Here is a 14,024-nt window from a genome sequence, read left to right on the forward strand (position 1 = left end):
GTTGGCCGGGCAGCCCGGATCGCGCCGAGAGCCATCAGGTCGGAGCCGCAGACCAGGCCGGTGACGCCGCGGTCGAGCAGGCGCCCGGCCGCCGCCTTGCCACCCTCCACACCGAACAGCGTCAGCTCGGCGAGCGGGCCGAGATCGACCTCGGCGACGCCGGCCAGCCGGGTCATCGCCGCACGCCATCCGGTTACCTTGCGCTGCACCGGCACGAACCGGTCCGGGCCGGTGATCAGGCCGATCCTGCGATGCCCGAGTGCGACGAGGTGGGCCACGGCCAACTCGGCGGCCTCCCGGTCGTCGCAGGACACGAAGGGCGCGCCAATGCCCGGCACGTACCCGTTGATCATTACAACCGGCAGTGGCCGAGCAATCAGCGCCCGGTAGCGGTCGTGGCTGGCGGCGGTGTCGGCGTGCAGACCGGAGACGAACACGATCCCGGAGACCTGCCGGTCCAGCAGCATCTCCACGTACTCGTCCTCGGTGACGCCGCCGGCGGTCTGGGTGCAGAGCACAGGGGTGAACCCACTCTGCGCCAGGGTCGATTCGATGACCTGCGCGAATGCGGGGAAGATCGGGTTGTCCAGCTCCGGCACGACCAGACCGACCAGCCCGGCGCTGCGCTTACGCAGCCGTGCCGGGCGCTCGTAGCCGAGAACGTCGAGGGCGGTGAGGACGGCCTGTCGGGTCTCCGGGGCTACGCCGGGGCGATCGTTGAGCACCCGCGACACCGTGGCCTCGCTGACTTCGGCCTGTTGGGCGATGTCGGACAGTCGAGCGCGCATGGCGGAACTTTAGCCCACGGGCAAGTTCTTGCGACGACCTTTGCAAGCTCTTCCAAAACCTGCAACCTCTTGCTAACGTGCCCGCAACATGCGAGAGCTGCGGCGCAGCACTTCTGCGCCGATTAGCAAGAACTTTCAGCATTTACCGCTGGCGGTCCGCCCTTCCCCCGGCGGATCAGCCATGACGACAGGAGTACCGATGCGCATCCGTACCGCGGGTGTGGTTGCCGTTCTCGGCTTGGCGCTTGCCGTCTCCGGCTGTGGCGGCGACAGCGACGAGCCGGCCACGAAGGAAACCCCCAAGGCCGCCGGCGGCAATCTGGTGATCTGGGCCGACGACAAGCGGACCGCCGCCCTCAAGCCGTTCGCCGAGAAGTTCGGACAGGAGAACGGCGTCACCGTCGAGGTGCAGGCTGTCCCGAACGAGGACCTCCAGAACAACTTCGTGACCGTGTCGAGCCAGGGCGGCGGCCCGGACGTGGTGATCGGCGCGCACGACTGGATCGGCAACCTGGTCCAAAACGGTGCCATCGACCCGGTACAACTGCCCGACGAGCAGAAGGCCGCCTTCAACGAGACCGCCATCAAGGCCGTCACCTTCAACGGCCAGCTCTACGGCGTGCCGTACGCGCAGGAGAACCTGGCGCTGATCCGCAACACCGAGCTGGCCCCCGATGCGCCCGCGACGATCGAGGAGCTGGTCGCCACCGGCAAGCAGCTCAAGGCGCAGAAGAAGGTCACCGAGACGCTGTGCCTGCAGGTCGGCCAGAAGGGCGACGCGTACCACATCTACCCGCTGTACGCCTCGGCCGGCGGTTACCTCTTCGGCACCACCGCGAACGGCGACTACGACCCGAAGGACCTGGGTGTGGGCAAGCCGGAGTCGATCGAAGCGTTCAAGAAGATCGCCGCGCTCGGCGAGAAGGGCGAGGGCGTGTTGAAGCGCTCGATCGCCGACACCAACTCGACCGCCACCTTCACCGGCAAGAAGTGCGCCTTCCTGGTCTCCGGGCCGTGGGCGACCGCCGATGTGAAGAAGGCCGGCATCACGTACGACGTCTCCGCCGTTCCCGGCTTCGCCGGTGGCAAGGCGGCCGCGCCGTTCGTGGGCGTCCAGTCCTTCTACGTGGCGGCGAAGGGTAAGAACAAGGCTCTCGCCCAGGAGTTCGTCGTCAACTACGTCGCCAAGCCGGAACTGGCCGTGGCGCTCTACCAGGCCGACCCGCGCCCGCCGGCGCTGACCGCCGCACTGGACCAGGTCAAGGGCAACGACCCGGACCTGGCCAAGTTCATCGAGGCCGGCAAGAACGGTCAGGTACTCCCGGCCATCCCGGCCATGGCCGCGATCTGGGACCCGTTCGGCAAGGCCGAGGCCGCTGTCATCGGCGGCGCCGACCCGACCAGCACGGTCACCGCGGCCGGCAAGACGATCGCCGGCTCGATCAAGTAATGAGCGCACCGCTGTCCGGCCCGGGGTCTGCCCAGCAGGCCCCGGGCCGGGGGCCCGTCCGCACCGGGTCCCCGCGCACGTCCCGTACCGCGCGGAACCACGCGCCGATCACCGTGGCCGGCCTCGCCGCGAAGGTGGTCCTGCTCGGCCTGGTGGCCGGGACCGCGATCTGGGCGGCCTTCCCGCTGGTGGAGGCTGAGCAGTGGGTCGGCCTGGCTGTGCTGGTGCTGACCACTGCCACGCTGTTCTATCTCTACCTGGGCCGTCGGCACGTCCCGGCGAAGTACCTCGTCCCGGGCACGTTATTCCTGATCGCCTTCCAGATCGTGCCGGTGCTCTACACCGCGAGCACGGCCTTCACCAACTTCGGCGACGGGCACCGGGGCAGCAAGGACGACGCGATCGTCGCGATCCAGAGCTCCTCGGTGAAGCAGGTCCCGGGTTCCACCCAGTACCCGATGTCGGTCGCCACCACTGGCGACCCGGCCACCGGTGCCCTGGTCTTCCTGATCACCGACCCGCAGACCGGTGCGGTCTCCGCCGGAGACGCTCGGGGTCTGCGCCCACTCGACCCCGGCGCGGCCACCGTCGCCCTCGGCGGGAAGGTCACCGCGGCCGACGGCTACACCGTGCTCAACGTCGGCCAGGCCAGCGCCCGCAGCAAGGACGTCACCGACCTGGTGGTGCCGACCGCCGGCGGCGCGCTGCGCTCGTCCGGCCTGTCCCGGGTGTACGAGGGCAAGGCAGTCCGGGCGTACGACGCGGGCTGCGACTGTGTGAAGGACACCGACACTGGCCAGACGTGGACCGCGGACGGCGAGGTCGGCGCGTTCGTCTCCGCCGACGGTGAGCGGCTGGCCCAGGGCTGGAAGGTGAACGTCGGGTTGTCCAACTTCACCCGGGTGCTCACCGACGAGCGGATCGCCGGGCCGTTCCTCGGGACGCTGATCTGGAACTTCGCCTTCGCGATCGGCTCCACCGTCGGCACGTTCGTCCTCGGCATGCTGATCGCGCTGGCGCTGCACTCGCCCCGGATGCGGGGCACGAACCTCTACCGGATGTTGCTGATCCTGCCGTACGCCATGCCGTCGTTCGCGATGCTGCTGGTCTGGCGGGACATGTTCAACACCGACTTCGGGCTGATCAACAACCTGTTCGGGCTCGGGGTCGACTGGTTCGGGCAGGACTGGTCGGCCCGCGCCGCGGTGATCCTGGTGCAGCTCTGGCTCGGCTACCCGTACATGTTCCTGGTGGCCACCGGCGCGCTACAGGCCATCCCACGGGAGTTGACCGAGGCCACCTCGGTCGACGGCGCGTCGCCCTGGCAGTCGTTCCGAGCGGTGACCCTGCCGCTGCTGCTGGTCGCGCTCTCGCCCCTGCTGATCTCGTCGTTCGCGTTCAACTTCAACAACTTCAATGCGATCTACCTGACCACCGAGGGGGCGCCGTTCCCGGCGGACAACCCCAGCAACGGTGCCACCGACCTGCTGATCACCTACACGTACCGGCTGGCGTTCGGTGGGCAGGCCGCGCAGTTCGGCTTCGCCGCGGCGATCTCACTGTTCATCTTCACCATCGTCGCGGTGGTTTCGGCGGTCAGCTTCCGGCGGACCCGCCAGCAGGAGGAGGTGTATTCGTGACCACGCTCACCGGCGCGGACCGCACGGCGGCGGTCAACCGCATCGTGGGGAGACGGAGGAACCGCTGGTTCGCCCAGGTCGGCTGGCGGCACCTGGTCGGCCTGCTCGGCGTACTGTTCAGTCTCTTTCCGCTCGTGTTCGTCGTCTCGGCGGCGCTCAATCCGCTCGGCACCCTGTCCTCCACCGAGTTGGTGCCGACCGGCGGGGTGTCGTTTGAGAACTTCGGGGATCTGTTCGCGCGCACCGAATTCGCCAACTGGTTCCTGAACTCGCTGCTCATCGCAGGTGGCGCGTCGTTCGCCTCGGTCTTCCTCTCCGCGCTCGCGGCGTACGCCTTCTCCCGGATGCGGTTTCAGGGGCGACGGGTGGGGCTGCTGTCGCTGCTGTTGATCCAGATGTTCCCGCAGTTCCTGGCGATCGTGGCGATCTTCCTGATCTTCGGCACGATCACCGATCTGTGGCCGGCCATCGGTTTCAACACCTCGTGGGGCTTGATGCTGCTCTACATGGGTGGCGCGCTGGGCGTGAACACCTGGCTGATGAAGGGTTTCTTCGACACCCTGCCCCGGGAGTTGGACGAGTCGGCCACCATGGATGGCGCCTCGCACGCCCAGGTCTTCTTCCGGATCATGCTGCCGTTGGTGGCGCCGATCCTCGCGGTTACCGGGCTGCTCGCCTTCATCAACACCATCAACGAGTTCCTGATGGCGAGTGTCTTCCTCACCGACACCGACGCCAAGACCCTCGCAGTCGGCATGCGTGGCATGTTGCAGGGCGGCGAGCGGAACACCAATTTCGGGATCTTCGCCGCCGGCACCCTGCTCACCGCGATCCCCACCGTGCTGGTGTTCCAGCTCCTTCAGCGCTTCATCGTCTCCGGCCTCACCTCCGGCGCGGTCAAGGGATGAGTCGTCGACGCGCCGACCGGTCGACCCCACTACTACAAACCGTCGTTGATAGGAGAGGATGAGCGCGTGGAAGCACTTCGACTAATCCTCCTCTATGTCCATCTGATCGGCTTCGCTCTGCTGCTCGGCGGCTCGATCGCCCAGTACGTCAGCGGTCCGATCCGGATCAACCAGGCCATGCTCTGGGGGGCGGCGATCCAGCTGCTGACCGGGCTCGGGCTCTCCGCCCCGCTCCGCGACGGAGACGAGCCGGCGCCGGCGAAACTTGTGACGAAGCTGGTCATCGCTCTGCTGATCTTCGTCATGGTCTCCTTCTCCCGGAAGCGGGACGCGGTGAACCGCGGCCACTTCCTGGCAATCGTCGGCCTGACCCTGGTCAACGCGGCGGTCGCGGTCTTTTGGCGGTAACGTCCGGGGAGGGGGACGCCCCCCGAAAAACGGACGTTGCGGACGCCTGGGCGCTCGCTTACCAGCACGAAGAGTGACGTGCCCCACGCAAGGGTTACACCCGGGTAACAGGCGCTCAACAGTCGTGCACGATTGTCGGCCGGTGGGTGGGCGCGGGCGTACGCTCCCGTCCGTAACGTGGGACAGCCGGCCGCACACCCGCAGGCCGGCTGATGGGCTGCCACCGCACAAGGCGCGGTGAGCAATGGGAAGGAGACGTCTTGCGCTCGGTGCGTGGGATGCGGATCGCCTCGATTATCGCGGTGGGTGGGCTCGCGCTCACCGCCGCCGCTTGTGGCGAGGCCCCCAAGGATGACAACAACGCCGGCAGTGGCGCCAAGAAGTTCAGCGCCTGCATGGTGACCGACGTCGGCGGCATCGACGACAAGTCGTTCAACGCCTCAGCCTGGAAGGGTCTGCAGGAGGCCAAGGCCGCCAACGACAACATCGACATCAAGTTCGTCGCGTCGAAGGCCGAGGCCGACTACGAGCCGAACCTGACGCAGTACGTCAACCAGAAGTGCAACTTCATCCTCGCGGTCGGTGGCCTGATGGCCAACGCCACCTCGAAGATCGCCAAGGCGAACCCGAACCAGGAGTTCGGCATCGTCGACGCTAACCCGGGTGACGCCAACGTCTACCCGATGCAGTTCGACACCGCCCAGGCCGCGTTCCAGGCCGGTTACCTGGCTGCCGGGATGAGCAAGTCCGGCAAGGTGGCCACCTACGGCGCGCTGCCGATCCCGCCGGTCACCATCTTCATGGACGGCTTCGTCGACGGCGTGGCGTACTACAACACCACCAAGAAGAAGAACGTCCAGGCGCTCGGCTGGAACAAGGAGACTCAGAAGGGCTCCTTCACCAACGACTTCGCCAAGCAGGACGAGGGCAAGAAGGTCTCCGACGCGCTGGTCGCCCAGGGCGCGGACATCATCATGCCGGTCGCCGGCGGCTCCGGCCTCGGCACCACCGCCGCGGCCAAGGCCTCGGGCGGCAAGTACAGCACCATCTGGGTGGACGTCGACGGCTGCGAGAGCACCCCGGACTGCTCCGCGATCATCACCACCGTGGTCAAGAACATCCCGGAGGCCGTCAAGGAGGCCGTGGTCAAGGCCGCCGCCGGCGACAAGCTGCCGGCCAAGCCGGGCTTCGTCGGCACCCTGGCCAACAACGGTGTCTCGATCGCCCCGTACCACGACTTCGACAGCAAGGTTCCGGCCGAGCTGAAGGCCGAGGTCGACAAGATCAAGGCGGACATCGCCGCCGGCACCATCACCGTCACCTCGAAGGCCCAGCCGACCAAGTGACAACCGGCTGGCCCCTCCGGTGAGATCATCGGTGGGGTCGGCGGGGACAGGTACGACCGATCGGCCGCTTCGGCCCTGCGGGTGACCGTGGGGTCGGAGCGGCCGATCGCGCACCACGTCGGCCGGGCCGTTCCGGCCGGGTTGACGGCAGCTAGGCTGCACCATCGCTCGCACTCCAGGAGGTTGCGCTGAGACTCGAACTGCGCGGCATCACCAAGCGGTTCGGTGATCTGGTCGCCAACGACCACATCGACCTGACGGTGGAGCCTGGAGAGATTCACGCCCTGCTCGGCGAGAACGGCGCGGGCAAGTCGACCCTGATGAACGTGCTCTACGGGCTCTACCAGCCCGACGAGGGCGAGATCCTGGTCGACGGCAAGCCGCTGAAGCTGAAGGGCCCGTCCGACGCGATCGGCGCCGGGATCGGCATGGTGCACCAGCACTTCATGCTGGTGCCGGTCTTCACCGTCGCCGAGAACATCATGCTCGGCGCGGAGCAGACCCGGGGCGGTATCGCCGGTTTCCTGGACCGGCGGCGCGCCCGGCGCGAGGTGGCCGAGGTGTCCGAGCGCTACAACCTGCGGGTCGACCCGGATGCGGTGATCGAGGACCTGCCGGTCGGCATCCAGCAGCGAGTCGAGATCGTCAAGGCGCTCACCCGCGACGTCGACCTGCTCATCCTGGACGAGCCGACCGCGGTGCTGACCCCCCAGGAGACCGAGGAACTGCTGACGGTCATGCGGTCGCTCAAGGCGGCCGGCAAGTCGATCGTCTTCATCACCCACAAGCTCGGCGAGGTCAAGGCCATCGCCGACCGGATCACGGTGATCCGACGCGGTAAGACCGTCGGCACCGCCTCACCGGAGGCCAGCCGCGACGAGCTGGCCGCACTGATGGTCGGGCGCAACGTCCGGCTCACCGTGGACAAGGCCCCGGCCACGCCGGGCGAGCCGGTTCTGGAGGTGACCGGGCTGGTCGTCGACGACGACCGGCAGATCCGCGCGGTCGACGGGGTGGACCTGACCGTGCGCGCGGGCGAGGTGCTCGGCGTGGCGGGCGTACAGGGCAACGGCCAGACCGAGCTGATCGAGGCGATCATGGGCCTGCGGCCGGTGCTCGCCGGCACGGTCAGCCTGGCCGGTGACCGGATCGACGGCTGGAAGCCCAAGAAGGTGCTCCGGGCGGGCGTCGGTTACGTGCCCGAGGACCGCAGCGTGGACGGCCTGGTCAAGGAGTTCAGCGTCGCGGAAAACCTGGTGCTGGACATCTACGACCGTCCGCCGTTCGGTGCTGGGCTCGCGCTCAAGCCGGACGCGATCGCGGCCTCCGCGAAGGAGCGGATCGAGCAGTTCGACGTCCGCACCTCATCGGCCGACGCGGCGGTGGGCACCCTCTCCGGCGGCAACCAGCAGAAGGTGATCGTGGCCCGGGAGCTGTCCCGGCCACTGAAGCTCTTCATCGCCGCCCAGCCCACCCGTGGCGTCGACGTCGGGTCGATCGAGTTCATCCACAGCCAGATCATCCATGAGCGGGACATCGGCACCGCCGTCATGGTGGTCTCCAGCGAACTCGACGAGGTCATCGGTCTGGCCGACCGGATCGCTGTGATGTACCGGGGTCGGATCATCGGCATCGTCGGTCCGGACACTCCGCGCGAGGAGATCGGCCTGTTGATGGCCGGCATCAGCCCGGACGCCGCACACGAGGCCGTCGCGGCACCCGCCGACAGCGAGCCCGACGCGGCAGACGGGACCCCGGCGAGCGACGCAGGCTCCGCGAGCGAGGACAAGGCATGACCAACCCTTCCAACCCGCAGTCGGGCTCCCCGGACAAGGAGCCGGCGAGCGAGGCGCAGGCCGCGCAGAACGCGCTCGGCAACACCGAACGGGCCGAGGTGGCGACCCAGCCGGATCGCTCCGCCGCGAAGCCGGAGCAGGACCCGGAGCCGAAGCAGAGCCTGGGCCGGTTGTTCCTGGACAACCTCTGGGCGGCCAACACCTTCACTGTGACGTTGCTGTCGCTGGTGCTGGCGATCGTGGTCGGCGCGGTGCTGATGATCATTTCTGATCCGGCGGTGCTGTCCACGTACTCGTACATCACCTCGCGCCCGTCGGACGCGATCAACTCCAGCTGGACGTTGGTCAGCGAGGCGTACGCGAACCTGTTCAAGGGCTCGGTCTTCGACCCCGAGGCGTTCACCGGCTGGTTGAACGGCACCAACGGGTGGCAGCCCGTGCTCGCGCCGATCTCGGAGACGCTCACCTACGCCGCGCCGCTGGTCTTCACCGGTCTGTCGGTGGCGCTGGCCTTCCGGGGCGGCCTGTTCAACATCGGCGCGCAGGGCCAGGCCACGATCGGCGTGATCATGGCGGCGCTGGCCGGCTTCCTGCTGCCGCTGCCGCCCGGCCTGCACCTGCTGGTGGCGGTGCTGGCCGGCGCGCTGGGCGGGGCGATCTGGGGGTTCATCCCCGGCATCCTCAAGGCCCGCGCCGGCGCGCACGAGGTGATCAACACGATCATGCTCAACTACGTCGCCACGTACTTCCTCACCTGGCTCATCGTGCAGAACGGCGTGCAGGACCCGACCCGTACCGACGCGATCAGCAAGGCGGTCGACACGTCCGCCCAGCTGCCCCGACTGCTCGGCGACAACCTGCGGGTGCACGCCGGCATCCTGCTCGCCGTGCTGGCCACGTGGGCGGTCGCCTGGCTGCTGAACCGCTCGACGCTCGGCTTCGAGCTGCGGGCGGTCGGTGCCAACCCCGACGCCGCACGCACCGCCGGCATCAGCGTCACGCGGACGTACATCCTGATCATGGTCTTCGCCGGCATCCTGGCCGGTCTCGGCGGCTCGAACATGGTGCTCGGCTCCACCGCCAGCGCGTTGACCCCGCTGGTGGTCGCGCAGATCGGCTTCGACGGCATCCTGGTGGCGCTGCTCGGACGGGTGAAGCCCTGGGGGGTCCTGCTGGCCGCGCTGCTGTTCGGCGCGTTGCAGGCCGGTGGCAACCGGATGCAGTCGTACTCCGGGATCTCACTGGAGCTGGTGACAGTGCTCCAGGCGCTGATCGTCATCTTCATCGCCGCGCCGGCTCTGGTGAAGGCGATCTTCCAGCTCCGGGCCGCACGCGCCGCCCGGTTGCAGACGAGCCTGGCGAAGGGCTGGTAACTCATGTCCACCATGGCTGTCCCCGACATCGCCGTCGCTCCGGTCGACGAGGGCTTCTGGACCCGTAGCCGCAAGGTCGGCCTCACGCTGCTGGGGCTCGGCCTGCTGGCGGCGGTGCTCTTCGGCGCGCTCGCCACCAACCAGCAGGCCCGGTTCACGCTCAGCGACGACGCGGCCGGTGCCGCACTGGAAATCAACGGCACGATCGGGGCGATCCTGTTCGGGATCATCACGATCGCCGCCGGCGCGGCGCTGCTCGCCGGGGTGCCGAAGCGGTGGTTCCTCCTCGTGCTCGGCGTCGGGCTTGTCGCCTTCGTGCTCTCGTTCCTCTGCTGGCAGGTCTCCGCAGCGCCGGCCGGGCAGAACTTCATGCCGCTGGTCAACATCATCCGGGGCACGTTCATCCTGGCCCTGCCGTTGATCTTCGGCGCGCTCGCCGGGGTGCTCTGCGAACGTTCCGGCGTGGTCAACGTGGCCATCGAGGGCCAACTGCTGATGGGCGCCTTCAGCGGTGCGTTGTTCGGCAGCATCTCCGGCAGCGTCTGGGTGGGCCTGGTCGCCGCTGCCATCGGCGGCGCGTTCATCTCGCTGCTGCTGGCTGTCTTCGCCATCCGCTACCTGGTCGACCAGGTCGTCATGGGCATCGTGCTGAACCTGCTGGCGGTCGGCGTCACCGGCTTCCTCTACGAGCGGCTGATGCAGACCGACGCGGCGAAATACAACAGCGCGCCCCGCTTCAGCAACTGGGAGATCCCGCTGCTGAAGGACATTCCGGTGCTCGGGCCGGCGCTGTTCCGCGGCAACATCTTCCTCTACCTCGGGCTGCTGCTCGTGCTGGTGATCCACATCGGGCTCTTCCGCACCCGGTGGGGTCTGCGTACCCGCTCGGTCGGCGAGCACCCGATCGCCGCCGACACGCTCGGCGTCAAGGTGCTGCGGGTGCGCTACCGCAACGTGTTGCTGGCCGGCGTGGTCGCCGGTATCGGCGGCGCGTCCTACACGCTGGCGCTCTACTCGTTCACCAAGAACATGATCGGCGGTAAGGGCTTCATCGCGCTCGCCGCGCTGATCTTCGGCCGGTGGAACCCGACCGGGGCGCTGCTCGCCGCGCTCTTCTTCGGTTTCGCCGACCAGCTCGCCACCTACCTGGGTGCGATCAGCAGCTCGATCCCCAGCCAGTTCCTGGCCATGCTGCCCTACCTGGCGACCATCCTGGCCGTCGCCGGGCTGGTCGGCCGGGTCCGTGCACCTGCCGCCGACGGCAAGCCGTACATCAAGGGCTGACGCCCGAGCCGTGCCCGGCGGGCCTTTCCGCCGGGCACGCTCCGTACGCTCTCCAGCCCCCTCCCGCTCCCGCTCATGGTCAAGTGATGAAAAGTAGGCGTCAGGGGCGTCTCTCACCTACTTTTCATCACTTGATCACGAAAGCGGGAGTGGGGGCGGGTGTCGGGACGGGAGCCCCTGCTCGCTCCTGACCTGGGCTACCTGGGCAGAATGACGGCATGAGCGACATTGACTGGGCGCGGTTGCGCGCCGCCGCGACCGACGCGATGCGGCACGCGTACGCGCCGTACTCGACGTTCCCGGTGGGCGCCGCCGCGCTGGTCGACGACGGCCGCGTGGTGGTGGGTTGCAACGTGGAGAACGCCGCGTACGGGGTGACGCTCTGCGCCGAGTGCGGAGTGGTGTCCAGCCTGCACGCCACCGGCGGCGGTCGGCTCGTCGCGCTGTCCTGCGTCGACGCCACCGGCGAGCCGTTGATGCCGTGCGGTCGCTGCCGGCAGCTGCTCTGGGAGCACGGCGGCCCGGAGTGCCTGATCGAGACCAGGGGCGACCCGCTGCGGATGGCCGAGCTGCTGCCGCACGCCTTCGGCGTCGAGGACCTGGAAGCCGTCACCGGGGAGACTCCGGTGCCGGTGGTCCCCGAGCGGCTTGCCGCCTGGCGCGGGCGCGGCACCGTCTTCGTGCACGCGGACATGTCCGCCGGCCAGCAGGTCTGGACGGCGTACTGGGAACGCTCGGCCGGAGACGACGCGGGCGCCGAGACCGGTGTGCTGGAGGAGGCGCCGAGCTGGGATGATCCCGCCGAGGCGATCACCTGGGGGATGGCACGCACGCCCCGGGTCGTGGTGGTCGACGAGACCGGCACCATCTTCTGGGCCGGCGAGGGTGAGCCACCCGCGGAGATCCCTGTTCGCTGGAGTTGAGCGGCGGGGATTGGGCCGACCGTGGGTCGGGATCTGCAACAGACTAGGGAAGATCTTCTGATGAGTTTTGCTGCTGTTGACGTCATTCGGGTGAAGCGGGACGGCGGGGTGCTGTCGGACGCGCAGATCGACTGGGTGGTCGACGCGTACACCCGGGGGGCTGTCGCGGACGAGCAGATGTCCGCGCTGGCGATGGCGATCCTGCTCAACGGCATGACCGGGCCGGAGATCGCCCGGTGGACCGCCGCGATGATCGCCAGCGGTGAGCGGCTGGACCTCTCGGCGGTACGCCGGCCGACCGTCGACAAGCACTCCACCGGCGGCGTCGGCGACAAGATCACGCTGCCGCTCACCCCGTTGGTGGCGGCCTGTGGCGCGGCAGTGCCCCAGTTGAGCGGCCGGGGTCTCGGGCACACCGGCGGCACGTTGGACAAGTTGGAGTCCATCCCGGGCTGGCGGGCCACGGTCAGCAACGACGAGTTCATCAAGCAGCTGGACGAGGTCGGCGCGGTGATCTGCGCGGCGGGCGCCGGGCTCGCCCCGGCGGACCGCAAGCTGTACGCGCTGCGCGACGTGACCGGCACCGTGGAGGCGATCCCGCTGATCGCCAGCTCGATCATGAGCAAGAAGATCGCCGAGGGCACCGGCGCGCTGGTCCTCGACGTCAAGGTCGGTTCGGGCGCCTTCATGAAGTCCGTCGACCAGGCCCGTGAGCTGGCGCGCACCATGGTCGAGTTGGGCGGCGCGCACGGCGTCCGGACGGTTGCCCTGCTCACCGACATGTCCACCCCGCTCGGCCTGGCGATCGGCAACGCCGTCGAGGTGACCGAGTCGGTCGAGGTGCTGGCCGGTGGTGGGCCGGCCGACGTGGTGGAGCTGACGCTCGCCCTGGCCCGGGAGATGCTCGACGCCGCAGGCCTGCCGGACGCCGACCCGGCGGCGGCGTTGCGCGACGGTCGGGCGATGGACTCCTGGCGGGCAATGATCCGGGCGCAGGGCGGCGACCCGGACGCGCCGATGCCCGAGGCCGCCGAGGTCGAGGTGGTCCGCGCCGAGCAGGACGGGTACGTCGCCGCCGTCGACGCGTACGCCATGGGGGTTGCGGCGTGGCGGCTCGGCGCGGGTCGGGCCCGCAAGGAGGACCCGGTCAGCGTGCCGTCCGGTGTGGTGTTGCACAAGCGGCCGGGTGACCCGGTGCGGGCCGGTGACGCTCTCTACGAGCTGCGTGCCGAGGACGCGACGCGGATCCCGGCGGCGTTGGCGGAGGCCGCGACGGCGGTGCGTGTCTCGTCGACCGCTGCGGCGTCGACGCCGCTGGTCATCGAGCGCATCGGCTGACCGAACAGGGGTCGGGGTGGGCATGGTGCCGATCACCTGGGAGCGCTATTGTCGCAGGCCAAGGGGGGACCACCGGCCCTGCGCCGGCGCGAGCAGACAGGAAGACCCGCCGTGACCGTTGCTGCCCCCGACCCACGTGAGGTGCGCGAGGCGAGTCTGGACGAGCTGTCCCGGCTCGGCCTGCCGCTGCCGCCGGCCCAGTTCCCGTTGGTGTGGGAGCCGGGTGACGAGATCGACCTGCGCCCGACGGCGGAGATCGAGGCGCGGATCGCCGTCCTGCACCTGATCCTGGCGCGGTGCTTCGGGATGCCCCCGCAGGCGGCGATGAGCTGGCTGCTCGGCTCACACCTGGTGGAGATGGTGACCCCGCCGGAGTGGCAGTTCGTGATGGGCGGCAAGGGCGACCACCGTTCGTTCGTGCTGCACCACGACGCGCTCTTCGCGCTGGCGTGGGTGCTCGGGTTGAGCAAGCAGCTCGACCCCACGCTGGCCGTCGACGAACGGCTGGTCGAGCGGCTACCGCACATCGCCGGAGGGGAGACCTTCCCGCACTGGCGCTCCCGGATCCTCACCGCGCCGCAGCACCCGGCGGACGCGGCCGCTCTGCTCGACCTGCACTACTGCCTGGACTGGGCCTACCTGGAGACCGAGCGCGACGGTCGGAGGGCACCGGGCCTGGTCGACGCGAACGCGATCGGGCAACGCCGCTGGGCACTGGAGTGGGCGGTGATCCTGCGCGGGCCGTACCACGACGAGCCCCCGGGTTGGGA

Annotated in this window: 12 protein-coding genes; 11 read left to right on the forward strand and 1 reads right to left on the reverse strand. The window is 69.0% G+C overall.

Features of this window, described 5'->3' with window-relative positions:
- Window positions 1-788: LacI family DNA-binding transcriptional regulator (locus tag ACWCO3_RS20795; RefSeq protein WP_450011529.1), on the reverse strand; the 788-nt coding region annotated here is incomplete at its 3' end.
- A 199-nt stretch (window positions 789-987) separates the two neighbouring features.
- Between ACWCO3_RS20795 and ACWCO3_RS20800 the strand changes: the two genes are divergently transcribed.
- From ACWCO3_RS20800 to ACWCO3_RS20850, 11 genes are all read left to right on the forward strand, one after another.
- Window positions 988-2,238 (forward strand): sugar ABC transporter substrate-binding protein, encoded by a 1,251-nt coding sequence (locus ACWCO3_RS20800; protein WP_145786241.1) that lies wholly within the window; start codon window positions 988-990, stop codon window positions 2,236-2,238.
- Window positions 2,238-3,878, forward strand: coding sequence for an ABC transporter permease subunit (locus ACWCO3_RS20805; RefSeq protein ID WP_358161931.1), 1,641 nt, complete (start codon window positions 2,238-2,240; stop codon window positions 3,876-3,878). Before ACWCO3_RS20800 ends, ACWCO3_RS20805 begins: the two co-directional genes overlap by 1 nt.
- Window positions 3,875-4,786, forward strand: a complete 912-nt coding sequence (locus tag ACWCO3_RS20810) for an ABC transporter permease subunit (protein WP_435821817.1) — start codon at window positions 3,875-3,877, stop codon at window positions 4,784-4,786. Before ACWCO3_RS20805 ends, ACWCO3_RS20810 begins: the two co-directional genes overlap by 4 nt.
- 66 nt (window positions 4,787-4,852) lie before the next feature.
- Window positions 4,853-5,194: a hypothetical protein gene (locus tag ACWCO3_RS20815; RefSeq protein WP_450011532.1), complete on the forward strand. Its 342-nt coding sequence runs from the start codon at window positions 4,853-4,855 to the stop codon at window positions 5,192-5,194.
- 278 nt (window positions 5,195-5,472) lie between these two features.
- Window positions 5,473-6,540: a BMP family lipoprotein gene (locus tag ACWCO3_RS20820; RefSeq protein ID WP_088986416.1), complete on the forward strand. Its 1,068-nt coding sequence runs from the start codon at window positions 5,473-5,475 to the stop codon at window positions 6,538-6,540.
- 248 nt (window positions 6,541-6,788) lie between these two features.
- Window positions 6,789-8,336 (forward strand): ABC transporter ATP-binding protein, encoded by a 1,548-nt coding sequence (locus tag ACWCO3_RS20825; protein WP_341874464.1) that lies wholly within the window; start codon window positions 6,789-6,791, stop codon window positions 8,334-8,336.
- A complete protein-coding gene (locus ACWCO3_RS20830) occupies window positions 8,333-9,709 on the forward strand; it encodes an ABC transporter permease (protein WP_145786244.1) in 1,377 nt (458 codons plus the stop codon). The genes ACWCO3_RS20825 and ACWCO3_RS20830 overlap by 4 nt, the downstream gene beginning before the upstream one ends.
- Window positions 9,710-9,712: 3 nt before the next feature.
- Window positions 9,713-10,993, forward strand: coding sequence for an ABC transporter permease (locus tag ACWCO3_RS20835; protein ID WP_145786245.1), 1,281 nt, complete (start codon window positions 9,713-9,715; stop codon window positions 10,991-10,993).
- Between the two features lie 218 nt (window positions 10,994-11,211).
- Complete coding sequence (locus tag ACWCO3_RS20840; RefSeq protein ID WP_145786246.1) at window positions 11,212-11,916, forward strand: cytidine deaminase; 705 nt, start codon at window positions 11,212-11,214, stop codon at window positions 11,914-11,916.
- Between the two features lie 57 nt (window positions 11,917-11,973).
- Window positions 11,974-13,254 carry a thymidine phosphorylase gene (locus tag ACWCO3_RS20845; RefSeq protein ID WP_450011538.1) on the forward strand — a complete coding sequence of 427 codons (1,281 nt, stop codon included), beginning with the start codon at window positions 11,974-11,976 and terminating at the stop codon, window positions 13,252-13,254.
- 111 nt (window positions 13,255-13,365) lie between these two features.
- Window positions 13,366-14,024: DUF4272 domain-containing protein (locus tag ACWCO3_RS20850; RefSeq protein WP_450011535.1), on the forward strand; the 659-nt coding region annotated here is incomplete at its 3' end.

The sequence above is a fragment of the Micromonospora sp. NPDC002411 genome (assembly GCF_053592955.1).